Here is a 24192-nt window from a genome sequence, read left to right as displayed (position 1 = left end):
TTAAAAACCTCATATATTATAATTTCTTTCATCCAAATACATTTCTGAAATCATATCTTCCCAATTGGGAACAATTATTCCGGTTTTATTTCTAAAACCCAACCCATCAAGACTTCTGTCGATAACTAAACTATCATCTGACTCAATGGTGATATCCAAATCATAATATTTATTTATTGTATCTAAAAGATCAAATTTACTAATTGGTTCTGAAGCCAGATTCCAGACTCCAGTTAAATCCGGGAATTCATTGATTATTCTGCATAATATGTTCCCATGCTCAAGAGTTGTTAAACCACTGAATATCGCTTTTTTAAAGCCTTTAACGGACCTACCATTTTGAGAAATAAACCATTCCACAAGACTATGCCCATCATTTAATTCTCTTCCAATAATTGAAGTTCTTAGTGTAAGACTATTTTGATAATTAACTTCTCCGAGGAATTTAGTTCTGCCATAGAGGTCATTTGCATCCGGAAAGTCATTCTCCTTATAACTGCCTTTACTCCCGGAAAATACACAATCTGTACTATAATGAATTAGTTTTGCATCAATATTTTGACAAATACTAGCCAATTGGTGTGGAAATAGGGCATTTATTGATATTGACTGAATTGCATCCTGAGCTTCAGGTAACTGTTTTACTATTCCAATGCAATTAATAACAAAATCAGGATTTTCTTTTTGAATTGCTTCTGAAACAGTATTGAATCTGTCTGCTGTTATCCCATCTATTAGTTTAACATCCTTAAAAAAAGGATATTCTAAATATTTATCTAAACCTTTCCTGATTGTCCCAACTACTTCAAAATCCCTGGAAAGAACCTGTATTAATTTATGTCCCAGCATGCCATTGGCACCCAGCACCATAATTTTATTATTAATCCCAACCATCAAAAGTCCTCAAACACCATATATTCTTAGAAATTAATTAAATTTAATAGATTAACCCTTTTTCATCATGAGGGTTAAGGAGTTTAGTATTAACCCGGAAGTTATCAGAAGCATACCTATGACAATGCAGTTGAAGCTGATGAAGAGCATCAGGTAGTGAAATATCTCGAAGTGATAGTATTCGGATATTACGAAGATGCCGCTTACAAGGCCTATTACAAAGAGCAGGAGGCCGGGAATTCCAAAAACTAACAGGGGCCGGCTGTAACCAATTTTGCCTACAATACTTCCCAGAACACCAAAACCATGCGTTATCGGGTTTTTCTTGTGCTTGTTTGGAACATCATATCTGACTGAGATGGGCACCTCACAGATCTTAAGGCCCTTTCCAAGCATGTGGGTAATCATGTCAGACTCAATGTTGTAGCCGTTTGACATGAAATCCATGTTTGCAAGGGCATTGGGACCAAGGGCACGGAAGCCGGACTGGGAATCAGTGCTTTTGAAGTTTGAGTTTTGTCTGACTTCTTTGTCACAAGTCAGATTCGTTGCATAGTCAAGAGTTACCTGACCAAGGCGCCGGTATTTTGGCACCTTGTTATTGTTCTCATCGCCGTCCAGATTTATGAAGCGGGAACCAATAACTAGATCAGCTCCACCGGTGATAACCGGAGCCAGCACCCTTGCAATATCGGTTGTGTGGTGCTGGCCATCGCCGTCAAGGAGAACTGCTGCTGTGCAGCCTTTATTAACTGCTGCCTCAATGCCCTTCTTTAGTGCATAGGCTTTGCCTTGGTTCTCTTCGTATCTTATGACTTCGGCACCTGCAAGTTCTGCAACCTCTGCCGTTCTGTCGGTTGAACCATCATCTACTATGATTACCCTGTCAACTTCCGGCAGGGTTTTCAGGATAAGGCTACCTATGACAAGCTCTTCATTGAGGCAGGGGATAATTGCACAGATGCATGAATTTTTCACATCTAAGCATGAATTCTTCCCTTCTAATCCTGTCAGATTGCCAGACAACTGCCCCAGACACCCCCTTTTCCTGACTTATCCCAACCAAATATTATAATACCACCCTCCGGTCACATCATGGCATTGTAACCCGATTATGCCAATCAATACTATATGCCAGACTATTACCAGTTATGTTCTACCTAAGAATTAAAAATGCTTTTGATATTAAAGTTGAGGTTAAGATTGGGATTGAGATTGATACCGGTACTGAAATTGGTACCAATACTGAGATTGAGATTGAAATTGTGTCATGGCTGCACCATAGCCATAGTCATAGCTGAATCATAGTTGTATCAGTGGATTCATCCACCCGGATGCTGTCTGAATAAATCAGTGGAGTTGTCACAACTCACAGGAATCATCGCAAAAGTCGCAAAAACCACAATAACCAATAAAAGGTATTCCGGTTGTTCCTGTATTCTGCTCTGTGCTTCCTGCTCCCTGTTCCACCTCCACTGATTTATTCAGACACCACCAGATGAATGAACCCACTGATACAAATACAACACAACCATGATAAATTATGATACCCCAAAGTAGTAAAAAACGGCTCCTCGCTGTTTTATGTGGGTAATCCAAAGTTGAGATCCCCCAATCTGAGATAAATCATCTTAATTAGAGTCTTACTATTACGATATCCTCTGGCTGCTCGTTTGAATGTTTGGATAAGACTATTTGTCCCTTCAAGAATGGCATTTGTCATGCCTGATTTGACAATATTCAAAATACCTCCCTCATGTTTTTTAATTGTTTTAGCGACCCTAATCATGGGTTTAAGTTTGGATTCATTTGCCAGGACAACCCATTTATTTAAAGAATCAAGTGTATTTTCAGGGTTATCTTGGTTCCATAATTCTTGGAATCTACGCTTTAGTTTGTATGCTTCAGCGGTTTTGAGATTAACACAAAGGAGATTATTTAGCTCTATTCTCTGTTCTGGCTTTAAATCATTAGGATCTTTTAACCACAAGTATTTTGTTTTCTTTAGAATTGGTTGCTTTTTTGATTCCCCGCGTCTTATCTGATCAACTGCATCGCTTATGATTTTTATCACGTGAAATTTATCCAAAGTGACATTACAGTCAGGAAACGATTCTCGAAAACCCTTGAGAAATGCAGGAGACATATCGCAGCAACCAGAGTGAATTAAATCAGGATTTCCACCATGAGCGAGGAGTTCATTACGGAATGAAGTTAGTGTTGATGAGTCTTTACCGTCACAAACATAGATTACCCGTTTTGTTTCATAATCAACAACAAGCGTTACATAATTGTGCCCTTTCTTTACAGAAGTTTCATCAATACCAATGCTTGAAACTGACGAAAGATCTTCCTTATTAAGAGCTTTTACAACGTAGTATTCCACAATTCGCCATAATCTCGTGTCATGCTCTCCAATATATTCTGCCACTTGAGCCACAGGCATACGCTGGATGAGATATAGAACCATTGATTCAAATAATAAGGTGAATCCACTACCTTTTCTTGCCCACGGAACATCTGCAACATGAACTCCACAGGTTTCACAGCATACACGAGGTACTCGACAGTGCAAATAAGCTTTATGCTGAAAAAAATCAAGGTGCCGCCAAGTCTTTTTAGTGGTGTCATGTACTTTGCAGAGTGATGCACCACATATTGGACAGTTGAATTTTGCACCAGTATTAAAATCAACAGATATGTCTATTTGTTGAAGATTTGAGCTGAAATCAAGAGATTTAATGTGCCAAGGTGAAGTTATTCCAAGTGCCTGTTCAAAGAGAAAGTATTGATTTGATGAGTCATTATGTGGGAACATAGAATCTATTTACCTGTAATTTTTGAGGTATTTAACTCAAATATATTATTTAATACATCACAATTGAATTTATAATCACCCACAGGATTTAGCGAAGAGCCTAAAAAACCAAACAGCGCTACAACAGCGCTACAACAGCGCTACAACAGCGCTACAACAGCGCTACAACAGCGCTACAACAGCGCTACAACAGCGCTACAACAGCGACAAAACTCAACAACCCAAAAAAAGCAACACGAAGAAAAATGAAAAACATGAAAAATATGAAAAAACACAAAGCAACACCCTGTAACATATTGTAACTGGAACTCAAAAACCATTATTCGCAATAACGGAGAGAATAGTCCAGATGATGCAACCCAGGTGCCCCGGCACGCACTCCATCAATTTTTGCAATTTTCGCAATTTTCGCAATTTTCGCAACACTCACACCACCCACACCACACCGCCAGCTCCGCCTGCTTCGCAGGCTCCACCGGACGGTGCGGGTAACCCCGGCGGTTCTATCCTATAAACTGCACCAACGGCACAACCCAAGCACAATCCAAACAAAATCCAAACAAAATCCAAACACGAAGCAATACTCAGTAACATATTGTAACCAGACCTCAAAAGCCATTATGCGCAATAGCCAGCACATGCAATACCCGGCAAACGCAATACCCACAATATGCAGTGAACTACCTCTGGGCTAAAGACCAGAGAGGCTTCCTGCTTCATACCCCGGAGCAATATCCACGAGTCCACAGGCCCTTCCCCCGTTTTAGGGGTGTAAAGATATTATATTCCAATTAGATTCTGTCTATCAAGAGCAAATTTCCTGATATTTATTGCAGCACTAATATCCCGGTCATGATGCACCCCACAGTCAGGACATACCCAGTCCCTTACTGACAAAGTCATATATGAGAGATTATTGACATGGAAAAATACAGATTATGAAAATTTTTGTATCATATCCAAAATCGGAGAAATAGGTTAAAAATGAATTTTTATAAGTTGGATGAAATGTATCTGTGTTGACCTACCGGTACATTTGAAAGGTCCTCTTTTGTAGCAACTGAATTTTTACCCTCTATTTTAAGATCATCCAAGGTTGCTTTCTGGTTTTTGCATGCTATTATCTCAGCAAGTGATTTTTGTCTATGACCATTTATGATCAAACCGGCTATATGATCAAAGGGATTTATGTCCAACTTCTTAGCAGTTTTAACAATTGTTAAATTTCTGTCTACAACATTTGTTCCTTTCTCATTTCTTGTAAATAAGCTTATATCACGATGTCTGACCTGTGCTCGTGCTCCAAGCTCAGCATCATTATTATGAAGAGGGACGTGAGGGTGATCTAAGAATGTGAGTAAGAAGTCTTTATTCCGGTGTGTCTTCTCAATTCTTAGGTTCAACTCTTTATATTCAGTCTCGCTGTTAAATAACTCATCAAAGTCCTTTCTAATTTTTAATGCCCACTCTGGAGATGGATTGTCTTTATATGCTCTCATCTCTCTGTAAAATGCCCAAAACCGATCCATGAAATCTTCATGGACTTTTCTCATTACAGCAGTTTTAGGTTTTAATTTTTTATAGTGTCTGGCTTCATGAACCCAACATAACTGGTGTTCTTCAGTGATATTGTCGTATTGGGGTGCATCATCTGTAAGAAGAATTTTTGGAACTGGGTAATCTTTCTGTGATCTGTAATAAGCAATCAATCCAGCCTCAGTAACTCGCTTTTTAAGCGTTTTAAATCCTTCTTGACCAAATAACTCAACCAAACTATTTTCTAATTCAAATTCACTAAAGCAAGAGTTGTAAATATTTTCTCTAAGTTTTTTGATCCATTTTTTTGCGGTTCTAAGATTGGATAAATGTTCAAAGGCAAACTCATTGAATAGGTACTTGGGTTCTAAAACTTCCATAATGTGCTTAACTATGCTAATTCTATCCTTTTTTGGAGAAGTTCTAAATGCTGTGAAATTATGGTTTGAAAAGATATGTGTATTATATTGAGTGCCATTTACATTAGCTCCAGTTGTATCTGTCTGGAGGTAATCGGAGGACTTTATTCCTTCTTTTAGTATATCTTCCGATTCTTTATCTAAAACCTCATTCTTTTCAGTTAATTTCCTTGAGATTGTAGATTGGGCTATAAAGATACCATGGTTATTTAAAAAGGCTCTAATTCCATTTTCACTCATTCCACAAATTGCTTTGCATTCAATAATAAGTGCCTTTATTCCAGGACCAAATTCTCCACCATATCCTTGAGGTCGATCAGTTAAGAGATATCTTCCTTCTGAAGGGGAATAATATTTTTCAAGTAAAAACTTTGTATTTCTCGGACGAATTTCAATGTCCTGTATGATTAATTCAGAAAAGCCTTTAAAAACTGCATCTTTCGGAAGTTTATTTTTGTCAGAGTACCAGATCTTTTCTTCATGGATTTCGATTTTATGATTACGTTTTCCTCTGCCTTTATTTGGATTATTTTGATCTGATTTCTCTTTTTTTGAGCGTTCCTCCTCAGTAGAATGATTTTTATTGCCAGAACCCCCTTTTCTTTTTCCTTTTTTTGCGGCTTCCGGCCTACCCTGTTCACCAATTAGATGATTGTAATCATCTCTGAGTTGAAGATGCTCTTCATATAATTTATCGTATTTTGCAGATAGTTCCTCAAAGGCTGAGATGAGCAAATATATTATGTCTTTATCCGGAGAATTATCTATCCGATCAGGAGTTATTACGGATTCTAATTCTTTGAAGATACCATTTGACATAATGTATTCTATATTTTGAATTTATAAGTACAAATTATTATCCATTATCACATTACCTCACATTATGGATATGATACTAAATAGCTTCAGATGGGACTCAAAGGTATAGGATGGATCTTCAAATTCAAAGGGTTGGGTTTTACCCATAATAATCCAATAATATCAATCACCGGGAGAAAATATTTGAAGAACAAGCAAAGAATTAATAATAGAAAATACAATATATATCTGTAAATTCTGATTGCTATGGTATTATCAAATATAATTACAGCTGGATTACAATTGTTTTTAGGCTCTGCAAGTATAATTGCAATGCTGTCAAATTCATTGCTCATAGGTCTTGGATTTATGTATGCATTTGTACTTTTTAATGTATATATAAGCAAAAAGAGTCAGGTAATTCAGAATAAGTAGTTATGATGGATGAACTATCCGGTTTTTTATATCCTCCAACAATATCCTTATTGCTTGTAATATTTTTCTGTCTGACAATATTTTATGTTCTTCCCTGGTTATCAGAGCAAATTTCTTTTATAGGGGTATATCATAATTACGAAACAAATAATGAAAAACAAAGGAAAAAGAAGATATTAAAGGTTTATTTTTTAGTTTCCGTTCCTTTGATGTCATCGTACATCTTAATACTGAATTCTTTGCAGATTACGCTTGATGCATTCATTGCATTCACAGTTGTAGCTACGACAATGGGTACGCTGCTTGTAATCAGAATTCATGGAAACCCTTCCAAAGATCAGGTTTCTTTTAAGAAACTGTTTCCTCCGGGAAAAAGACACGAAATTGTTGAACAGCACAGGGAAAGAATATTATCCTTTATCTTCTCATTAATAGCAGCTCAGGTCATAATTGCTCTTCTTTCTTTCTGTTATGGTGCCTACCTTAATGTACAATATGAAATTGAGCTGAATACAACTCTGTTACTGTTTTTTGCAGTAATCTACATTGGCGGCCTTTATTTAATATGCTGGTATGGAGAAAAATATCTGAAAGAGAACCCTCCGGAAAATAAAATCGACTACATTGAATAGTGTAATGGACTTATGAGAAATTATTACAAATTCAATGTTGCAGAGTGAGTAACTGTTTACGGGAGAGAGGATGATCCAACCTTGAACCCACCCTCATGTGATATGTCCCAAAAATGGGTGGGTCTGGTTACCTCATCTGTGCATGACTGTGGTGTCCGGCCGTTAAGGAAAAAACTATTTCAGAGATAGTACATTATATGTAAACTATGGCATCAAAAACAGTGAGTCTTTCAGAAGAAGCGTATGAGAGATTATTGACATGGAAAAATACAGATTATGAAAATTTTTCAGGTATAATACTCAGAGTTCTCCCAAAACATCGCGACATCTCTAAAATTCTTGAGGAATTTAGAAAAAGAAGGTCTTTGAATATCTGAGGAAGAAGCGGAAAAACTAAAGAAGGACATTGAATGATCATTTTTGATTCAGCGTCCCTCACGGATTTAATATTTGCCATCTCCTACCGGGATATAAAATATATGAATAATTTCAGCAATGCAATAATATTTATCAACCCCCATGAACTATATTATGATATGGCATCCAAAACAGTGAGCCTTTCAGAAGAAGCATATGAGAGATTAAATAAATGGAAAAAAAGTGAGGAAGAGAGCTTTTCAAGTGTTATTCTTAGAACCATTCCAAGGATCAGAACTCCGGAAGAATTACAGGAAGCTCTTGACAGAATAGGTCATCTCTCTGACGAAGATGCCGACATTATGGCCAAAAGCGTTGAAGAAGACTAATTAATAGAGGAGTAATGACTGAATGATCGTCCTTGACAGTACTTTTTTAATCGATCTAATCAGAAGCCGGAATAATACCAGACAAAAGGAGGCCCGGAACTTTCCTGATGATTTGTTAAAGAATGGAAACTCTTAGACCATCATTGACAATAACTATAATTCTGATTACTGAAGATGCTATAGGAATAAAATAAGCGATATACTTATGATTGAACCAACTGCACAAAAATTGATTGATATTCAGTCACAGATCATTCTAAGTAGTGATCTCCCTGAAGATATTGGGATGGAAGGCAAAATCCGGGATCAGGGAACACTGGACTATATCGTCAATGAATGGAACTGGAAAAATAATCTCTTTGAACATGCAGCCTGGCTATATTATAAAATTGCTACAGAACATCCTTTTTTTCAGGGAAACAAAAGAACAGCAGTTGCGGTTGCTGAAAATGTGTTGGCCACAAAAAACCTGTTAATTTCGGCTTCGGAGGAAGAAATTAAGGATTTTACAATAAATGTTGCAACATATGACATAAAAAAATGTGGATATGAACTTTCAGTTGATGATGTAGAGGAATGGCTTAAAAATAACGTTAAGGAAGAACCCGGGAAAAATATTTAGTGTTTTGCAAGTTCCCTGAATGAAACTTTATGACGTCTTAAAGTCTTCTGCAGGGCCTCTCTCTCAAATTTGTTTAGCCCTTCATCCGGCTTTACAGTTCTTTTGCCCCGCGAAATGTTATATTCTGATTTATTAATTACTTTATTCATAGTCGGCTCACCCATCCTCTTTTCACTTATAATATTATATGCAAAGGACCGATATTAATTTAACCATCAAAGCAGGACTTATGCAATACTGCCGGAATTATTGTTCAGGATCATATAATCGGCTATCCTAAACGGATTTACTGTCCAATTGCTACAGAATATACAATTTGTGATATTCTACTGACAAAACAGGACATATTCTATTTTTTGCTCTTGTGAAAAGTTCTGTTAAACATTAATGGTGAATAGCTGATTACAGGAGAGAAAAAGGCTCCTTACCTAAAACCCACCCCATGCGACAGGTCACAAAAAGAGGTGGCCCAGGCACCTATTCTGTGCTCGGATGTGTTCATTCTGCCATTATGGATACTATAGAAGGTTGATTGATAACATATCCATAAAACCGGAGGTGAATCATACTTATTTTAAGCAGCCTAAAATGTGTTCGTCGGTAAATATTAAGTGAATGTAAGGCAATAATTTCAGATACTAAAGTAAGGTGTCATTAAAGATGAAGTCATTGTTCTTTGAAAAAAAATATGAGACGCCTGTAAGTAATTTTAGAACTATTGAAGAAATAGACAATTTCATTCAGGAAAAAACAGGTAAAAAACTGGAGTACAAACGTTCTGATAATGCCATAATGGCGAAAGGAGGTAGTGTATTTAAGCTAACGTCTATAAATTCCGGCAAAAAAATGGACAAACTTATCTCTAAGTGAGTGTTCAAAAATAACAGATATATTCCAATATAGAAATAATAATTATATGGGCACAATATACACTATCGTGGAGGTTTGAAATTTATTTTAAAACTCAATTAATTACTTATTTCGTTACAGTCACTAAGGGCAAATAATCATTATTTGTAGATCATGCATGATTTCATCTGAAGATTATAACTATCTTGTAAACAATTACTTTTTAGTTGTATATGCGGATTGCCTCGCTTACCTTGGGCAAAAACCAGTTGAAGTATTAATAGAAATGGAAAGTGCTTTCATGCACTTTTCAATATATTCCAACGAAAAAAATGAGGAAATCAGGGCTGAGAATCTTCAGAAAGCATATAACCATATCGTGAGAGCAACTCACAGGAATCATCACAAAAGTCGCAAAAACCACAATAACCAATAAAAGGTATTCCGGTTGCTCCTGTATTTCTGCTCTGTGCTTCCTGCTCCCTGTTCCACCTCCACTGATTTATTCAGACACCACCAGATGAATGAACCCACTGATACAAATACAACACAACCATGCTACAACCATAATTCCCCAAAAACGCACCAATAAAACAACCAGTTTACAACCATAATACACCAAAATCACAACAATAAAAAAACAAAGATAAAGCCACAATACACCAAAAACAGAGCAATAAACCCACTGATACAAATACAACACAACCACGATAAACCAAAATAATGGCACAACCCGGCAGCGCTACAACAGCGCCACAGCAGCGACAAAACTCAACAACCCACAAAAAAAGCAACACGAAGAAAAATGAAAAACATGAAAAAACACAAAGCAATACACCGTAACATATAGTAACAGTAACCAGACCTCAAAGCCATTATGCGCAATAACGGAGAGAATAGTCCAGATGATGCAACCCAGGTGCCCCGGCACGCACTCCCTCAATTTTCGCAATATTCGCAATTTTCACAATTTTCGCAACACTCACACCACACCGCCAGCTCCGCCTGCTTCGCAGGCTTCGCCGGGCGGTGCGGGCAAACCCCCCCGCAGCCCTCCAGCATAAAGTGAACTACCTCTGGGCTAAAGACCCAGAGGCTTCCTGCTTCATACCTCGGAGTAACCTCCACAAGTCCACAGGCCCTTCCCCCCGTCCCAGGGGTGTAAGGAGATTATATTCCAATTAGATTCTGTCTATCAAGAGCAAATTTCTTGATATTTATTGCAGCATTTATATCTCTGTCATGATGCATTCCACAATCAGGACAAACCCAGTCTCTTACCGACAAAGTCATTTCAGAATTGTAATATCCACAATTACTACAAATTTACTATGAAAGCCCCCAATAGGAAGTAATAATATTCCCATCAAAATATCTGAAATTTTAGTATGAGATTCGAGATCTCTACCTGTTTTTTGGGTAAATTTGGAATATATTAATCAAGTTTTATGACTGAGCATGAAAATATTTCAAAATTTAATGAGTTAACAGCAAGCTACGCTATGTTATGCTCCGTTATCCTGGTTCTAAGGCTAAGTAAGATTAAATTTATCAGGATCTTTTTTAGTTAAGGCAGATTTTGCTTGTACAAAGATTGAGAGACATTCATCAATGGAGATTTCTTCCAGTTCAACTGAATAACTGGGTTTAAATTCTTCTTTGCTGAAATTATACTCATCCTGGTAACAATTTCCATTAACTATAAGACTCCAGATTGTCCTTACAATTTTATGTGCTAATGCAACAATAGCCTTATTATAACCGATAACAGGTTTTTTTCTGTTAAAGAACGCCCTTAACTTATTTTTCTTAGTTCTGGCAGCTACAACATGTGCAACCTGAATAAGAATCCATCTTGCATATTTTGAGCCGCGTTTTGTGATAGTGGAACTGTAATATTTGTTTGCTGACTGGTAAACATTAGGTACAATTCCAAGCCATGATGCTAATTTTGAAGGAGTTGGAAAATCATTAAAGTCACCGATTTCAGCAATAAGGGTTACTGCGCTAATTTCACCAATACCTGGTACTGACATCAGGAGTTCCATTTCACGTTTTCGATTAGTATATGCCCAGTTAAAAATCCTATTTTCGATAAATTTAATTGAATTATCGATTTCTGACATTATATTTAAGCATAATTTTAATTTCAGAACAGCATCATAAGAAATCTGTTTTTTTAAAATTTCCCTGAATTCATTTTCTCTTTTTTTCATGCGTTCAGGAAATCTCTCAATAATGTTATCGATAGAACGCCCTTCGGTGATTCCTCTAAGTACAGTTTTTCCAGTTTTGCCAAAAATGTCCGACAATGAATTTCTAAGCTGGAAAAGCTCTGAACTAAGAATACTGTGAACAATATTCTTAATGATCGATCTGGTTTCAACCACCCTATGCCTGAATCTAACAAGCGATCTGATGTCACGTAAACTTTTAGGAAAAACTCTTGAAGGATTAATCATTCCATTTAAGGCCAATATAGCAATATGCTCAGAATCAATTTTATCAGTTTTTTTATGATTCAAAGCCTTAATATCACGAGCATTCCCTACAATTACTGTCACTTTGTCAAATAAACAGTCATAAATAGGCATCCAGAAATCGTTAGTTGACTCACATGCAACAACTTCACACTTCTGTTCTAAAACGAAATTTTTTAGAGCTAAAATTCCGTCATCGTCTCTTTCAAATCGTTTTTGTATCTTACCATCTTTACCTCTTTCAAGGACAGTAGCTATGGAAAAATCTTTGTGTATGTCAAGACCACAAGATTTCTGTATATCCTTTGCCATATACTAACACCTCCTTTAAAATGGGGCAGTGGATTTGCATTAAAGCAATTTACTATTCGTGATCAAAGTCACATTTGTGCTTCCGATTGCAGACCACTGATTAGTTTTTGGACGGGCTAAAAGCTCCAAATTAGAAACAATCTTCCTGCCCCAACGAGTATAAAAGTGGTCATTAATAAAAAAGGTGAGCATTAGAGAGCTTTCATTTTTTGTGCCTGCTATTCACAGAATACATTGTGGTTTTTGTAGATGGTTCAAACTGTCCTATCTGTAGTATAGTCTTACCATACCGCTCCGCTTTATATTTTAATTTTTCAAAAAAGGCGGACCACCCGGCATCAGAGATACTTTTTGCTAATTTATGATTTTTAAGTAAATTCTCAACTTTTAATGTTTCAACAGCAATTGCTTGGTTCTCGCTAATGATTTGAAAAGAAATTTTATGCTGGAAATCATTACGCTGATTACTTACTTTTTCATGTTGTTTTGCTAACTGTAATTTTGCTTTTTTGAAATTTGAAGAACCTTTCTTTTTTCGGCTAAATCTTCTCTGAAGAGTTTTTAACCGTTTTTCTGAATTTTTCAGGAACTTTGGATTGTCATACTTATTACCTTCAGATGTAACAACAAAGTCCTTTATACCTACATCAAGACCAATTGTATTACTGGCATCAAATGCTCCAGGTAATGGATACTCTAACTCATCATCAACAAGAATACTTATGAAATATTTACCTGCGCTATTCCGGGAAACAGTTGCAGTCTTTAAATCTCCGTTAAACCGTCTATGAAGTGTCGTTTTAACATATCCAATTTTAGGCAACTTAACATAATTCCGGTCAAAATCAACAGAATATGCTTGAGGAACAGAAAATGATTGAACTGGATTTTTTCGTGATTTGAATTTAGGAAATCCTTTTTTCTCCCTGAAAAATTTAGTAAATGCGTTATCCAGATGTAATGTAGCTCCCTGAAGAGACTGTGAATTAACTTCCTTTAACCATTCATTTTCTTGTTTTAATTCAGGAAGCATTTTATTTAAAGTAAATCTCGATACTGATTTTCCATCAGTTTCATAAGATTTTATCTTCATTTCAAGTGCAAAATTATATACAAATCTACAAGCACCAAAATGTTGTTCAAATTTTTCAATTTGAGATTTATCTGGATACATTCTAAATTTGTAAGCAATTAACATGCATATAATAATTAAACCTAACACATTAAATGCTTTGTGTTATAAACACTATATTGTCGCTTACATCCCCTTGGCTAAAGACCAAGGGGTTTTACGCTAACCTTATAAACCAATCCACAATCCACAATTCAGGCACAAAACCCACAAACAAAGCTCACAAAAAAGTTAACAAACAAAGTTCAAACACAAAATCCACACGCAAATTACCGGTGCAATTACCGTTGCACATCAGGGTTTTATCTTCATCCTCATTGCCGGATTTCCTAATTGGCAATATTGCGTAAGTCCTGTCGAGCACTACAAAGTAGCTAATGACAAAGGAATTAAGGTAACTTCCGCTGAAAACCGCCCCATACACACCAGTTCACAGAAGGAAATGAGCAGCATCACTTCTGTATCTGTTTATGTTATCAGGCCGTTAAGGAAAAACTATTTTAGAGATATTACATTATATGTACCTATGACATCAAAAACAGTGAGTCTTTCAGAAGAAGCGTATGATAGACTGAAGAAATGGAAAGTTAATGATGCTGAAAGCTTTTCAGATGTAATTTTAAGAGTTCTTCCAAAAATAAGAACCCCTGAAGAATTGCGAAAAGCCTTCGATGAATTTGAAAGTTCACTTTCTGATAAGGAAGCTGATAAAATGATTGAAGATATCGAAGAGAATTAAATGATCGTAATTGACAGCACTTTTCTGGTTGATCTAATGAGAAGCCAGAATAATTCAAGACATAAAAAAAGCCTTGCTAACCTTGAAAGCATTATAAGCAGTGGGGAAGCCTTTGGTACAACTTTTATTAATGTCTTTGAACTCTACAATGGTGCATACAAATCTGACGACATTGATAATTCTATAAAGAAAATAAATGATATTCTGAGTGTAATCCCTGTCTTTGAATTAAATAATGATTATTATCAGGCATATGGGGAACTATCAGCAAGGCTTGAAAAGAAAGGAACTCCGATTGGTAAATTTGACAAACTGATTGCAGCCATTGCCCTTTATCACGGTGCAAAGGTTCTGACAAATAATACTAAAGATTTTTCAAGAGTGCCCACACTTGAGATTATTAATCATTAACAGTACAGACACCAATCCAATCATTTTTTTGGACGAATCACATCCGAAAATTATGATTTCATGTCTGTGATGCCACATATATGCACTGAAGTGCTGTATCTGGTTTCCATATGTCCTGCTGAAAAACTCTGTAAAAATTGGATGTCAGGTAGTAGAAGCGGAGAAAAAGACCCCTCACCTAAAACCCACCCCCATGCGATATGTCCCGGAAGGGATGGGCCAGGCACCCCTTTTTCCACTTTTCCGGCAACCCCTTCAAAACCCTGTGAATCCCTGCCGGCCCTTGTGAAACCCTGTGAAAGTATCACTTCGAGAACACGCCCTGACCTCAGGGCTTTTCGCTAATGCAACAGCTAATAGCCAACAGCCAATACAACAGCCCGGCCATCAGGAATACCCTTCCGGGCATTCACAGCAGGCAGAACCTGCCGGAAAAGAGACTATAAATGAAACCCTGTTTTAATAGCGATTTAAAAGATTTAAAACCCGAATAATAGATTTTTTACTTTCACCCCACGCGGAAATACTTCTTAATACACTCAGGGCAAACCAAATCAGAAGGACAGGCGGACAGGCAGAGTCAATCCTGACGCCTTCCTTTCCTACCGCAAATCGCGGAAATCATCAGAGTCAAAACCAGAAAACACCAGGTTTAAAGCCATGAACCGTCCGGTAGAGGAGAATGTGAGAAAATGTTGGCAAAATGTGAATGCAGCAGGACTGCAAAGACAGATTCAGCCGGAATAGTATGCAAAACTGTCCCGGACGATGAGATATGTAAAATACTGCCGGATGATGAAATAAATGATATTTATGAAATGTATAAAATATCACCGGAAAAGCAGTTTAGTGAAGCATTACCTGTAAATCTATATGAAGAATCTTCCATTGACAAAACTAAAACAAAAAAACAGACCAGAAATACAAACGTAGCCAAAACCGGAAACGATAACGGAAGACGGATGTGACTGCCTCTTTGTCTGACAACAACAAAACCATATCTCTGAAGAGCAACAATTAGTCTGTCATAATTAACTGAAGGTACTTTATCCATTGGAAATACCGCAAAATTTAAAAATCAAGGGGCAATGCACCTACAATTATCTAATGCCTGAATGGAATGATAATTCCCTGATTTACACAGCGATCTCTACCTGTTCTGCATTATCATTCAATAACATATCATCAGGAACAGGTTCGAGATATAATGCAATGGCCTCCCTGATATTTTTAAGTGCCTCTTCTCTTGTATCTCCCTCACTTATGCAGCCTGGCAGAGATGGCACATAAACAGTATATCCTCCTTCATCGCCTGGCTCAAGAATGACACAAAGATTCATGATGGTAATTATAATTCCGGGAACTTATAAATTATCATAAAATCAAATATCTGCCGTAATCCCTACCTGTCTAATATTTCATGTGAAAGATTATGTTCATCTCACCATTCTGCCATTCCCTTCTCCCCTAAAATTTCTGCCAGAAGTTTAATCTGCCTCTCATCAGCAATCTTTTTCTCCCACTCTTTTCTAATCCATGAAAACTTCTCATGACAGAAATCAGGAGTCTCCTCAAGAACATCCGAATGGTAATCTTTTTCAAATTTATAGAGACCATAAAGAATTCCGGCACAGTAATCACGAGACTGGTCCGGCATACCCCTCTTCATATACTTATTCATCTCCATTACATATTCGTCAGTTATCTCCTCAAGCATCTCATATGCCCTATCACCGGGATCAACATAACCATCACGTGTTCTCCCGGAACTGTCCCAGACCTCTTCAACATTCAGGCGGTCAAGTTCATCTGCAAGAGACTCTGCAATATCATCAATACAGGCTGTGACAGAACTACAGTGGCGAAGTCATGTTATTTAAATTAACTCTGGATTGAAGGCCTTATTTGGCTTCTTTTTATGACGATCAGGCATTGTGTCACAGCCTGAATATCAACATCACATAACAGACCTTCTGCAATCTCCTCAGCATAAGCTCTGATGTCAGGATATTCACGGATTATATTATAAAGTACAGTGCTCCTCCCAGACAGGTCAAGGGAATCAAGCAGGGGTGTTGAGGCAGTTTTCTTTTTTCCGGCCATAATTATTAATTTTGACTCCGGTGGAAATAACTATTCCCAATAATTGCAATAACTTCAGTCTTGGTATGTTAAATGTCATTCCCGGAAATTGCCTCAGCCTTTAGCATTAATATTACAACAACCTGTGAGAGATTATAACTTTCATGGCTAAATTACAGGTCCTGTCTGCTATATATCAACACGGAGATAATGGTCATGATGTGGACATTTTTACGGGCGACTCAGATAAGAATGCCTTCATCAATGACTGTACAGACAAAAGGGTTCTGTCTCTTTAGCATATCTTCAAACTCTTCTTTTGTATAGCATATAGCCTCAACCGGAAGTTCAGTCATCTCCATAATCTCTCCGGGCCTCTTATGGAAACGCTCCTTAAAATCTGCAACTACAATGAGATCGACATCACTTGCTTCATTATAATCGCCCCGTGCAACAGAGCCGTAAAGTATTATTCTCTCAACATTCCACCTTAAGCGAATTTTTCCTGCAAGTCTCTTTATTTCCAGTTTCAGGCTTTCAAAACTTCCTTCGCTTTCCTCAATATTAATTCTGCACATCTGATACATTCTTCTGCATCCTCCTCCTCAAAATATTCTGACGGTGTTAAATCACTGACTATACTATCGGGATATCTGGTACTCATGTAATAACCATCAAGAACCCTGGCTTCTTTTCTGAGATTTAAAAAAGATTCATCCGATTTTCCGGTCTTTTTAATGAGATCAAATACTGAATGGGTCAGAATTTTTCTGTACCCTCTTGCATAAAGAACAGATTTTAAAGCCTTTTCTGCACTTTGTTGTGCCTGAAAACATGCCCAGTTGAAATCAGATGTGCTGACACTGTTCCCTGCACTTTTAAGATCCCTTTCAGCCTGTTTTAGCCACTTAAAGGCTTCATGGAGATTATTGTTCATGTTACTTCCTCTTTAGCTCTTCAATAACTTCAATCCGTTCCCGGAGCTCAGGCGAAAGCATACTCTTTGGAACAACCATACCATCTATCATCACAAAGCTGTTAAACGGATTTTTTTCACGCATTCTTTCAGTGGAAAACTCATCATCAAAGTAAGACATCTTAAACATATCACGGATTATCTTTGACTTCTGTGACGTTGTGCTCTTCTTTGACCCGAAATAATCGCAGATGTTATCCGCAGTTGCATACGGCTGTGTATTTTTATCAAAGAGAAAGTTAATGCTCCCAAGTGCATACACAATTGATGCAGCCCATATATCCATTCTTCCGGTCATAAAAGGAACAGTCCTCTTTCTTGACATCTTACGGATCAGCTTCTCACAGAGTTCTTTGTACTCCTCATCCAGACATTCATCGCAGAATCCGGCTGCCATCTCAATGAGCAGTTCCGTCTTCTCCTTTATTGCTTCCTTATCCTTTACCATGTTATCTGTACAATATCAATACAACAAAAAAATAAAATGTTTCCGAAATCAACCTGAACATAAAATACACAATACCATATGATTATAACCAATTATACTCTTCAATGTATCATATCCAAAATCGGAGAAATAGGTTAAAAATGAATTTTTATAAGTTGGATGAAATGTATCTGTGTTGACCTACCGGTACATTTGAAAGGTCCTCTTTTGTAGCAACTGAATTTTTACCCTCTATTTTAAGATCATCCAAGGTTGCTTTCTGGTTTTTGCATGCTATTATCTCAGCAAGTGATTTTTGTCTATGACCATTTATGATCAAACCGGCTATATGATCAAAGGGATTTATGTCCAACTTCTTAGCAGTTTTAACAATTGTTAAATTTCTGTCTACAACATTTGTTCCTTTCTCATTTCTTGTAAATAAGCTTATATCACGATGTCTGACCTGTGCTCGTGCTCCAAGCTCAGCATCATTATTATGAAGAGGGACGTGAGGGTGATCTAAGAATGTGAGTAAGAAGTCTTTATTCCGGTGTGTCTTCTCAATTCTTAGGTTCAACTCTTTATATTCAGTCTCGCTGTTAAATAACTCATCAAAGTCCTTTCTAATTTTTAATGCCCACTCTGGAGATGGATTGTCTTTATATGCTCTCATCTCTCTGTAAAATGCCCAAAACCGATCCATGAAATCTTCATGGACTTTTCTCATTACAGCAGTTTTAGGTTTTAATTTTTTATAGTGTCTGGCTTCATGAACCCAACATAACTGGTGTTCTTCAGTGATATTGTCGTATTGGGGTGCATCATCTGTAAGAAGAATTTTTGGAACTGGGTAATCTTTCTGTGATCTGTAATAAGCAATCAATCCAGCCTCAGTAACTCGCTTTTTAAGCGTTTTAAATCCTTCTTGACCAAATAACTCAACCAAACTATTTTCTAATTCAAATTCACTAAAGCAAGAGTTGTAAATATTTTCTCTAAGTTTTTTGATCCATTTTTTTGCGGTTCTAAGATTGGATAAATGTTCAAAGGCAAACTCATTGAATAGGTACTTGGGTTCTAAAACTTCCATAATGTGCTTAACTATGCTAATTCTATCCTTTTTTGGAGAAGTTCTAAATGCTGTGAAATTATGGTTTGAAAAGATATGTGTATTATATTGAGTGCCATTTACATTAGCTCCAGTTGTATCTGTCTGGAGGTAATCGGAGGACTTTATTCCTTCTTTTAGTATATCTTCCGATTCTTTATCTAAAACCTCATTCTTTTCAGTTAATTTCCTTGAGATTGTAGATTGGGCTATAAAGATACCATGGTTATTTAAAAAGGCTCTAATTCCATTTTCACTCATTCCACAAATTGCTTTGCATTCAATAATAAGTGCCTTTATTCCAGGACCAAATTCTCCACCATATCCTTGAGGTCGATCAGTTAAGAGATATCTTCCTTCTGAAGGGGAATAATATTTTTCAAGTAAAAACTTTGTATTTCTCGGACGAATTTCAATGTCCTGTATGATTAATTCAGAAAAGCCTTTAAAAACTGCATCTTTCGGAAGTTTATTTTTGTCAGAGTACCAGATCTTTTCTTCATGGATTTCGATTTTATGATTACGTTTTCCTCTGCCTTTATTTGGATTATTTTGATCTGATTTCTCTTTTTTTGAGCGTTCCTCCTCAGTAGAATGATTTTTATTGCCAGAACCCCCTTTTCTTTTTCCTTTTTTTGCGGCTTCCGGCCTACCCTGTTCACCAATTAGATGATTGTAATCATCTCTGAGTTGAAGATGCTCTTCATATAATTTATCGTATTTTGCAGATAGTTCCTCAAAGGCTGAGATGAGCAAATATATTATGTCTTTATCCGGAGAATTATCTATCCGATCAGGAGTTATTACGGATTCTAATTCTTTGAAGATACCATTTGACATAATGTATTCTATATTTTGAATTTATAAGTACAAATTATTATCCATTATCACATTACCTCACATTATGGATATGATACTCTTCAATAGACTATGAAAAATGGATAATTCCATAGTCAGATACATAACAATATAAATAATGCCCGGAAATAATAATTATGATCGAAGAGGCTGTACGCAGATGGAATCCCTGGTGGGCTGAAAAAAAATCCCGGATCAACTATTGGGAATACACCGTGATATTACAGATTCAATAATTAAGACACTGAAAACACCACATATAAAAGACATTATAGGCATAAGGCGGTCCGGCAAGACAACAGTACTCTATCAGACAGCAGATTACCTGATCAAAACAGGGACTGACCCAAAGAACATAATATTCATCAATTTTGACGATCCGACAATAAATGCAGCCTCTTTTGATGAAATCCTAAAAGAAATATCTCATATTGCGAGACCCCCATTAGTGAATGAATCTTTATCTTTATGAAATGTCAATTTTTGACTGAATGTTTCACAATATTCACTTTTGTTTCCTCTCAGTAAATAGAATTAATTTCTATTTGTGCCCACATATTGACTAAAATATATGTATCACTTTAGTTACCACTATGACCTGCTCCGATGATCTTATATTGAACATTAATATTTGAGTATTATATTTCCAATGAGTCAATCTCCAGCAACTTAAGCCAGGTTACAATATGGGGTTCATGAACATCAGTTTTACATTCATAATCAATTCCATCTGGTCTGGTAATGACTGTATAATATCCAAGGAAATGCATTATTTTTTTCAAACCTACCCTTTCAAGTGGTTTTCCATTGTAATCAAGACCGGGTTTTTCTTCCATAGTATCCAGATTTCTTCTGACAAGTACACGAATAATTACCTGCACAAGCAGAGCAAAGGAGAGGATAGTAACCAATGCCGTAATTCTACGAGGCAGCTTTAAAAATAGTGTATCAACCATTGCAGGCTTTTTTAAGACTGAAAAATTATCTTCCACAGTTTTTTGTCCTTTGTAAAGGCGAAGTATTTCCACAGTGGATGCCTGCTCGTAAGTAACATTTGTAAAAAGGACAAATGACTCTGTTTTCCTGACAAGAGCTTCATATTTATCTTTTACAATTGTCATTTTATCCATCTCAATCAACCACTGAACCTCTTTTTTTGGGGGAGGGGCATCTTTAGGAGGCCTACCACGGGCACGCTTTTCAACGACAACCTCTTCTGTTTTTAATGTGAAATCCACAGTCCAGAGACCCTTCTTTAGCTTACTATTAAGCAGTTCAATCTCTTTTTTTGCGTCAGCCTCGCAGGAAAACTTTTTGATGATTGATTCACGAATTGTGGATTTGGCTTCATCTTTTTTCTTTTCCAGGACTTTGTTGACTTTCTTTTGTCTATCGCCGCTCCTTAATACCAGCAACCTGCAAACTTTACCGCAGATCTCTTTTTGAAACTCCTGCGCTTCATATGTTGTAAGTTCACCTTTTTTAGATTCGCGATATGCTCCAATATCTTTCCAATCACTACTTGTATATGCCTCATTGGTAACTTTTTGTGCTATCTTTTTTTCAAAACTCGCAGGGCATCTCGTAACAAATAAAGAATTAGCTTCCATCAGTTTTTTTATGTTTGGACCTGTTGCAAGTTTTGAATCTGCGATATACGTCAATTTATCTTTTGAATTATTCAAGAGTTCTTTGAGTGAATCAATAACTGTATGATTCCATTTTGCATCATTTTGACTACCATCTCTCACAGTTGCCCGTAATGGAATACCTAATCTGTCAGTTATCAATCCAACCATTATCTGCTTGAGATTTCTCTTACCATCCTTACTCACCCCACGGCAAATTTTAGGAAGACTTTCATCTTCTTCATCTGTTTCATATTCACCATACAATGATATTGATGTTGTATCTCCATGAAAAACTGCATTAAATGGAATATTAAAGGCAGAATACGTCTTTAAAGCAATGTTTGTGAAAAGAAATTCACATCCTGCATCATAAAATCGGTCAAGCATAGTTGCAAAAGCATCTCTTGTCAACCATTCCGATTTCACCTCATCATTGAAAAGAAGTGACATGTCCAATGGTTCAAATTGCTCATTAATAGCCTGAATGGCTATTCTTGGACCATTATTGAGGAAAGGAACCAATACAATAGCTTTTGCCAAATTGCCAGGAGATACTCGCCATTGTTGAGAATCCCATGTTAGATGTTCATTTAGAAATTCGACAAAATTTAGCCGATCAAGGAAGCAGGCAACAATTATTGCGGGTAATGGAGTTCTCTTATCGCCACTTTTCTCCTTTTTAACTGCCCCTTTGAGGAGGTCTTTCAATACTTTTTTGCTTTTATAACTCTTGTGAGCCATTACATTATATTTTAATTACTGATGTAAAATATTGCTTGTCACAATTATGATTAATTCTGTCTCACATCGTCAAGGGTTCGCAATGTGCGAAATATACAAAATAAACCCTGAAATATCACACATATTCCTTGATGAAATTCAGCAGAAGAAAGGCTTTGAAAACTGGATAAGGATGCTGTATGATACTAAAAAGTTCAGACAGATATTTCTCTCCGGTTCATCTGCAAGTCTTCTCTCACAGGAAACCGGGAGGGTATTATCCGGAAGACACATTACATCTGAAGTTTTCCCATTATCATTTCCGGAATATCGTGAACTACCTCTGGGCTAAAGACCCAGAGGCTTCCTGCTTCATACCCCAAACCATTGTTCGTAAGTCCACAGGCCCTTCCCCTTGTTCCAAGGGTGCAAAGATATTATATTCCAATTAGATTCTGTCTATCTAAAGCAAACTTCTTGATATTTATTGCGGCATTAATATCCCGGTCATGATGTATCCCACAGTCTGGACAAATCCAATCTCTATCAGATAAAGTCAAATCACGGTTGTAATACCCACATTCACTACAGATTTTTGTAGATGCTTCAAATTGTCCTATCTGTAAGATAGTTTTACCTTGTTTTTGTGCCTTATATTCCAATTGAGTAACAAATGAACTCCATGATGCATCAGCAATATGTTGTGCCAATTTATGATTTTTTAGCATCCCTTTAACATTCAAAGTTTCCAGTGCAATTGCTTGGTTCTCGCATACTAATCTAAAAGAGAGTTTGTGCTGGAAATCGCTTCTTTGATTGTGAATTTTTTCATGAATTTTTGCTACTGCATTTTTTGCTTTATTTCTGTTGTTAGAACCTTTTTGTTTTCTACTCAATCGTTTTTGTAACACTTTCAGTCGGAGAAGTGACTGCTTCAAATATCGGGGATTCTCAATCTTTTCACCATTGGAGAGTGTTGCAAAATCTTTGATACCTACATCAATACCCACAGTTGTATCTGCATCAAAATGTTGTACAGGAGGTTGTTCCTGTCCATCATCTACCAAAATACTAATGAAAAATTTGCCCGTTGATGTGACTGACACTGTTGCAGTTTTTTCAACTCCCTCATATTTCCTGTGTAATTTTGTTTTAACCCATCCAATTTTAGGTAATTTAATTTTTTGGGCATCAAAATTCACATTGTAATGTTGCGGGACTGAAAATGACTGCACTGGATCTTTCCGGGATTTGAATTTTGGAAATCCTTTCTTTTCCCGGAAGAAACGAGTAAATGCATTCTCAAGATTTAACAATGCACTCTGTATTGATTGTGAATTGACATCTTTCATCCATGCATGCTCTGATTTCAAATCAGGTAGCATTTTTTGTAATGCAAATCTCGATATTGATTTTCCATCTGTTTCATAAGTTCGGATTTTATTTTCCAAACCCCAATTGTAGATGAACCTACAGGCACCAAAATGCTGAAAGAACATTTTCTCCTGTTCTTTGTTAGGATAGATTCGGTATTTGTAGGCTCTCAACATATATATCTGGTTTG

The 24192-nt window shown here is 36.7% G+C and carries 30 protein-coding genes; 11 read left to right on the top strand and 19 right to left on the bottom strand.

From position 1 onward, the window contains the following. Positions 1–9: 9 nt before the first annotated feature. Both L6E24_RS12920 and L6E24_RS12915 read right to left on the bottom strand, forming a co-directional pair. Positions 10–894: a dTDP-4-dehydrorhamnose reductase family protein gene (locus tag L6E24_RS12920; protein WP_257742378.1), complete on the bottom strand. Its 885-nt coding sequence runs from the start codon at positions 892–894 to the stop codon at positions 10–12. A gap of 51 nt (positions 895–945) precedes the next feature. After that, positions 946–1872 (bottom strand): glycosyltransferase family 2 protein, encoded by a 927-nt coding sequence (locus L6E24_RS12915; RefSeq protein WP_257742377.1) that lies wholly within the window; start codon positions 1870–1872, stop codon positions 946–948. A 173-nt stretch (positions 1873–2045) separates the two neighbouring features. Here L6E24_RS12915 and L6E24_RS12910 point away from each other — a divergent pair, with 173 nt between their 5' ends. Beyond that, on the top strand, positions 2046–2195 hold the full coding sequence (locus tag L6E24_RS12910) for a hypothetical protein (protein WP_257742376.1): 150 nt from the start codon (positions 2046–2048) through the stop codon (positions 2193–2195). A gap of 281 nt (positions 2196–2476) precedes the next feature. Here the strand turns inward: L6E24_RS12910 and L6E24_RS12905 are convergent, their stop codons facing one another. The 3 genes from L6E24_RS12905 to L6E24_RS12895 form a co-directional block, all read right to left on the bottom strand. After that, positions 2477–3712: an ISL3 family transposase gene (locus L6E24_RS12905; RefSeq protein ID WP_257742375.1), complete on the bottom strand. Its 1236-nt coding sequence runs from the start codon at positions 3710–3712 to the stop codon at positions 2477–2479. 780 nt (positions 3713–4492) lie between these two features. Continuing rightward, positions 4493–4615: a zinc ribbon domain-containing protein gene (locus L6E24_RS12900; RefSeq protein WP_257742374.1), complete on the bottom strand. Its 123-nt coding sequence runs from the start codon at positions 4613–4615 to the stop codon at positions 4493–4495. A gap of 89 nt (positions 4616–4704) precedes the next feature. Continuing rightward, positions 4705–6486, bottom strand: coding sequence for an IS66 family transposase (locus L6E24_RS12895; protein WP_257741680.1), 1782 nt, complete (start codon positions 6484–6486; stop codon positions 4705–4707). Between the two features lie 416 nt (positions 6487–6902). Between L6E24_RS12895 and L6E24_RS12890 the strand changes: the two genes are divergently transcribed. The 4 genes from L6E24_RS12890 (at position 6903) to L6E24_RS12875 (ending at position 8900) form a co-directional block, all read left to right on the top strand. Beyond that, positions 6903–7532, top strand: coding sequence for a hypothetical protein (locus L6E24_RS12890; protein WP_257742373.1), 630 nt, complete (start codon positions 6903–6905; stop codon positions 7530–7532). A 206-nt stretch (positions 7533–7738) separates the two neighbouring features. Beyond that, positions 7739–7909 (top strand): antitoxin VapB family protein, encoded by a 171-nt coding sequence (locus L6E24_RS12885; protein ID WP_257742372.1) that lies wholly within the window; start codon positions 7739–7741, stop codon positions 7907–7909. Between the two features lie 159 nt (positions 7910–8068). Then, a complete protein-coding gene (locus L6E24_RS12880; protein ID WP_257744031.1) occupies positions 8069–8278 on the top strand; it encodes an antitoxin VapB family protein in 210 nt (69 codons plus the stop codon). Positions 8279–8483: 205 nt separating this feature from the next. Further along, positions 8484–8900: a type II toxin-antitoxin system death-on-curing family toxin gene (locus tag L6E24_RS12875; RefSeq protein WP_257742371.1), complete on the top strand. Its 417-nt coding sequence runs from the start codon at positions 8484–8486 to the stop codon at positions 8898–8900. On the opposite strand, the gene L6E24_RS12870 is transcribed toward L6E24_RS12875, so the two are convergent. Further along, a complete protein-coding gene (locus tag L6E24_RS12870) occupies positions 8897–9049 on the bottom strand; it encodes a hypothetical protein (RefSeq protein ID WP_257742370.1) in 153 nt (50 codons plus the stop codon). The genes L6E24_RS12875 and L6E24_RS12870 overlap by 4 nt on opposite strands. A 520-nt stretch (positions 9050–9569) precedes the next feature. On the opposite strand from L6E24_RS12870, the gene L6E24_RS12865 reads away from it, so the two are divergent. Further along, positions 9570–9770, top strand: a complete 201-nt coding sequence (locus tag L6E24_RS12865; protein WP_257742369.1) for a hypothetical protein — start codon at positions 9570–9572, stop codon at positions 9768–9770. Positions 9771–10919: 1149 nt separating this feature from the next. Here the strand turns inward: L6E24_RS12865 and L6E24_RS12860 are convergent. From L6E24_RS12860 to L6E24_RS12850, 3 genes are all read right to left on the bottom strand, one after another. Continuing rightward, complete coding sequence (locus L6E24_RS12860) at positions 10920–11042, bottom strand: zinc ribbon domain-containing protein (RefSeq protein ID WP_257742368.1); 123 nt, start codon at positions 11040–11042, stop codon at positions 10920–10922. A gap of 239 nt (positions 11043–11281) precedes the next feature. Further along, positions 11282–12541, bottom strand: coding sequence for an IS110 family RNA-guided transposase (locus L6E24_RS12855; protein WP_257742367.1), 1260 nt, complete (start codon positions 12539–12541; stop codon positions 11282–11284). A gap of 202 nt (positions 12542–12743) precedes the next feature. Further along, positions 12744–13739 (bottom strand): RNA-guided endonuclease TnpB family protein, encoded by a 996-nt coding sequence (locus L6E24_RS12850; RefSeq protein ID WP_257742366.1) that lies wholly within the window; start codon positions 13737–13739, stop codon positions 12744–12746. A 376-nt stretch (positions 13740–14115) separates the two neighbouring features. Here L6E24_RS12850 and L6E24_RS12845 point away from each other — a divergent pair, with 376 nt between their 5' ends. Beyond that, positions 14116–14412 (top strand): antitoxin VapB family protein, encoded by a 297-nt coding sequence (locus L6E24_RS12845; protein ID WP_308219123.1) that lies wholly within the window; start codon positions 14116–14118, stop codon positions 14410–14412. Then, positions 14413–14823 (top strand): type II toxin-antitoxin system VapC family toxin, encoded by a 411-nt coding sequence (locus L6E24_RS12840; protein WP_257742365.1) that lies wholly within the window; start codon positions 14413–14415, stop codon positions 14821–14823. 50 nt (positions 14824–14873) lie between these two features. On the opposite strand, the gene L6E24_RS12835 is transcribed toward L6E24_RS12840, so the two are convergent. Beyond that, a complete protein-coding gene (locus L6E24_RS12835) occupies positions 14874–15131 on the bottom strand; it encodes a hypothetical protein (RefSeq protein ID WP_257742364.1) in 258 nt (85 codons plus the stop codon). 384 nt (positions 15132–15515) lie between these two features. Here L6E24_RS12835 and L6E24_RS12830 point away from each other — a divergent pair, with 384 nt between their 5' ends. Continuing rightward, the gene (locus L6E24_RS12830) at positions 15516–15791 is read left to right on the top strand and encodes a hypothetical protein (RefSeq protein WP_257744068.1); all 276 of its coding nucleotides are present in this window, start codon (positions 15516–15518) and stop codon (positions 15789–15791) included. 168 nt (positions 15792–15959) lie between these two features. On the opposite strand, the gene L6E24_RS12820 is transcribed toward L6E24_RS12830, so the two are convergent. The 7 genes from L6E24_RS12820 to L6E24_RS12790 all read right to left on the bottom strand — a co-directional run bounded on the left by L6E24_RS12820 (position 15960) and on the right by L6E24_RS12790 (position 20259). Next, positions 15960–16163 carry a type II toxin-antitoxin system HicB family antitoxin gene (locus tag L6E24_RS12820; RefSeq protein ID WP_257742363.1) on the bottom strand — a complete coding sequence of 68 codons (204 nt, stop codon included), beginning with the start codon at positions 16161–16163 and terminating at the stop codon, positions 15960–15962. A 101-nt stretch (positions 16164–16264) separates the two neighbouring features. Further along, complete coding sequence (locus tag L6E24_RS12815) at positions 16265–16540, bottom strand: hypothetical protein (protein WP_257742362.1); 276 nt, start codon at positions 16538–16540, stop codon at positions 16265–16267. A 164-nt stretch (positions 16541–16704) separates the two neighbouring features. Then, on the bottom strand, positions 16705–16926 hold the full coding sequence (locus L6E24_RS12810) for a hypothetical protein (RefSeq protein ID WP_257742361.1): 222 nt from the start codon (positions 16924–16926) through the stop codon (positions 16705–16707). A 221-nt stretch (positions 16927–17147) separates the two neighbouring features. Beyond that, positions 17148–17483 carry a nucleotidyltransferase domain-containing protein gene (locus tag L6E24_RS12805; protein WP_257742360.1) on the bottom strand — a complete coding sequence of 112 codons (336 nt, stop codon included), beginning with the start codon at positions 17481–17483 and terminating at the stop codon, positions 17148–17150. Then, entirely contained in the window at positions 17435–17842 is a 408-nt protein-coding gene (locus tag L6E24_RS12800; protein WP_257742359.1) for a HEPN domain-containing protein, read from the bottom strand. Before L6E24_RS12800 ends, L6E24_RS12805 begins: the two co-directional genes overlap by 49 nt. A 1-nt stretch (position 17843) precedes the next feature. Continuing rightward, positions 17844–18329, bottom strand: a complete 486-nt coding sequence (locus L6E24_RS12795; RefSeq protein WP_257742358.1) for a DUF6398 domain-containing protein — start codon at positions 18327–18329, stop codon at positions 17844–17846. A gap of 148 nt (positions 18330–18477) precedes the next feature. Further along, positions 18478–20259, bottom strand: coding sequence for an IS66 family transposase (locus tag L6E24_RS12790; protein WP_257741680.1), 1782 nt, complete (start codon positions 20257–20259; stop codon positions 18478–18480). Between the two features lie 220 nt (positions 20260–20479). On the opposite strand from L6E24_RS12790, the gene L6E24_RS12785 reads away from it, so the two are divergent. After that, positions 20480–20749 carry an AAA family ATPase gene (locus L6E24_RS12785; RefSeq protein ID WP_257742357.1) on the top strand — a complete coding sequence of 90 codons (270 nt, stop codon included), beginning with the start codon at positions 20480–20482 and terminating at the stop codon, positions 20747–20749. Positions 20750–20915: 166 nt separating this feature from the next. Here the strand turns inward: L6E24_RS12785 and L6E24_RS12780 are convergent, their stop codons facing one another. Next, entirely contained in the window at positions 20916–22649 is a 1734-nt protein-coding gene (locus L6E24_RS12780; protein WP_257742356.1) for an IS1634 family transposase, read from the bottom strand. An 82-nt stretch (positions 22650–22731) separates the two neighbouring features. On the opposite strand from L6E24_RS12780, the gene L6E24_RS12775 reads away from it, so the two are divergent. Next, positions 22732–22980 (top strand): AAA family ATPase, encoded by a 249-nt coding sequence (locus L6E24_RS12775; protein ID WP_257742355.1) that lies wholly within the window; start codon positions 22732–22734, stop codon positions 22978–22980. Positions 22981–23065: 85 nt separating this feature from the next. Here the strand turns inward: L6E24_RS12775 and L6E24_RS12770 are convergent, their stop codons facing one another. Next, positions 23066–24127 carry an RNA-guided endonuclease TnpB family protein gene (locus L6E24_RS12770; protein WP_257742354.1) on the bottom strand — a complete coding sequence of 354 codons (1062 nt, stop codon included), beginning with the start codon at positions 24125–24127 and terminating at the stop codon, positions 23066–23068. Between the last annotated feature and the right edge of the window lie 65 nt (positions 24128–24192).

This window comes from Methanoplanus endosymbiosus, from assembly GCF_024662215.1.
Classification (GTDB): domain Archaea; phylum Halobacteriota; class Methanomicrobia; order Methanomicrobiales; family Methanomicrobiaceae; genus Methanoplanus; species Methanoplanus endosymbiosus.
The sequence above is the reverse complement of the archived record's forward strand: the minus strand, read 5'-3'. Positions and strand labels throughout refer to the sequence as shown.

What these genes read in the sequence shown, in the direction of transcription:
- L6E24_RS12920 (WP_257742378.1), bottom strand. Translation starts at nt 894, where the DNA reads ATGGTTGGGATTAATAATAAAATTATGGTGCTGGGTGCCAATGGCATG.
- L6E24_RS12910 (WP_257742376.1), top strand. Translation starts at nt 2,046, where the DNA reads ATGTTCTACCTAAGAATTAAAAATGCTTTTGATATTAAAGTTGAGGTT.
- L6E24_RS12905 (WP_257742375.1), bottom strand. Translation starts at nt 3,712, where the DNA reads ATGTTCCCACATAATGACTCATCAAATCAATACTTTCTCTTTGAACAG.
- L6E24_RS12900 (WP_257742374.1), bottom strand. Translation starts at nt 4,615, where the DNA reads ATGACTTTGTCAGTAAGGGACTGGGTATGTCCTGACTGTGGGGTGCAT.
- L6E24_RS12895 (WP_257741680.1), bottom strand. Translation starts at nt 6,486, where the DNA reads ATGTCAAATGGTATCTTCAAAGAATTAGAATCCGTAATAACTCCTGAT.
- L6E24_RS12890 (WP_257742373.1), top strand. Translation starts at nt 6,903, where the DNA reads ATGATGGATGAACTATCCGGTTTTTTATATCCTCCAACAATATCCTTA.
- L6E24_RS12885 (WP_257742372.1), top strand. Translation starts at nt 7,739, where the DNA reads ATGGCATCAAAAACAGTGAGTCTTTCAGAAGAAGCGTATGAGAGATTA.
- L6E24_RS12880 (WP_257744031.1), top strand. Translation starts at nt 8,069, where the DNA reads ATGGCATCCAAAACAGTGAGCCTTTCAGAAGAAGCATATGAGAGATTA.
- L6E24_RS12875 (WP_257742371.1), top strand. Translation starts at nt 8,484, where the DNA reads ATGATTGAACCAACTGCACAAAAATTGATTGATATTCAGTCACAGATC.
- L6E24_RS12870 (WP_257742370.1), bottom strand. Translation starts at nt 9,049, where the DNA reads ATGAATAAAGTAATTAATAAATCAGAATATAACATTTCGCGGGGCAAA.
- L6E24_RS12860 (WP_257742368.1), bottom strand. Translation starts at nt 11,042, where the DNA reads ATGACTTTGTCGGTAAGAGACTGGGTTTGTCCTGATTGTGGAATGCAT.
- L6E24_RS12855 (WP_257742367.1), bottom strand. Translation starts at nt 12,541, where the DNA reads ATGGCAAAGGATATACAGAAATCTTGTGGTCTTGACATACACAAAGAT.
- L6E24_RS12850 (WP_257742366.1), bottom strand. Translation starts at nt 13,739, where the DNA reads ATGTTAATTGCTTACAAATTTAGAATGTATCCAGATAAATCTCAAATT.
- L6E24_RS12845 (WP_308219123.1), top strand. Translation starts at nt 14,116, where the DNA reads ATGAGCAGCATCACTTCTGTATCTGTTTATGTTATCAGGCCGTTAAGG.
- L6E24_RS12840 (WP_257742365.1), top strand. Translation starts at nt 14,413, where the DNA reads ATGATCGTAATTGACAGCACTTTTCTGGTTGATCTAATGAGAAGCCAG.
- L6E24_RS12830 (WP_257744068.1), top strand. Translation starts at nt 15,516, where the DNA reads ATGTTGGCAAAATGTGAATGCAGCAGGACTGCAAAGACAGATTCAGCC.
- L6E24_RS12820 (WP_257742363.1), bottom strand. Translation starts at nt 16,163, where the DNA reads ATGAATCTTTGTGTCATTCTTGAGCCAGGCGATGAAGGAGGATATACT.
- L6E24_RS12815 (WP_257742362.1), bottom strand. Translation starts at nt 16,540, where the DNA reads ATGCTTGAGGAGATAACTGACGAATATGTAATGGAGATGAATAAGTAT.
- L6E24_RS12810 (WP_257742361.1), bottom strand. Translation starts at nt 16,926, where the DNA reads ATGGCCGGAAAAAAGAAAACTGCCTCAACACCCCTGCTTGATTCCCTT.
- L6E24_RS12805 (WP_257742360.1), bottom strand. Translation starts at nt 17,483, where the DNA reads ATGTGCAGAATTAATATTGAGGAAAGCGAAGGAAGTTTTGAAAGCCTG.
- L6E24_RS12800 (WP_257742359.1), bottom strand. Translation starts at nt 17,842, where the DNA reads ATGAACAATAATCTCCATGAAGCCTTTAAGTGGCTAAAACAGGCTGAA.
- L6E24_RS12795 (WP_257742358.1), bottom strand. Translation starts at nt 18,329, where the DNA reads ATGGTAAAGGATAAGGAAGCAATAAAGGAGAAGACGGAACTGCTCATT.
- L6E24_RS12790 (WP_257741680.1), bottom strand. Translation starts at nt 20,259, where the DNA reads ATGTCAAATGGTATCTTCAAAGAATTAGAATCCGTAATAACTCCTGAT.
- L6E24_RS12780 (WP_257742356.1), bottom strand. Translation starts at nt 22,649, where the DNA reads ATGGCTCACAAGAGTTATAAAAGCAAAAAAGTATTGAAAGACCTCCTC.
- L6E24_RS12775 (WP_257742355.1), top strand. Translation starts at nt 22,732, where the DNA reads ATGTGCGAAATATACAAAATAAACCCTGAAATATCACACATATTCCTT.
- L6E24_RS12770 (WP_257742354.1), bottom strand. Translation starts at nt 24,127, where the DNA reads ATGTTCTTTCAGCATTTTGGTGCCTGTAGGTTCATCTACAATTGGGGT.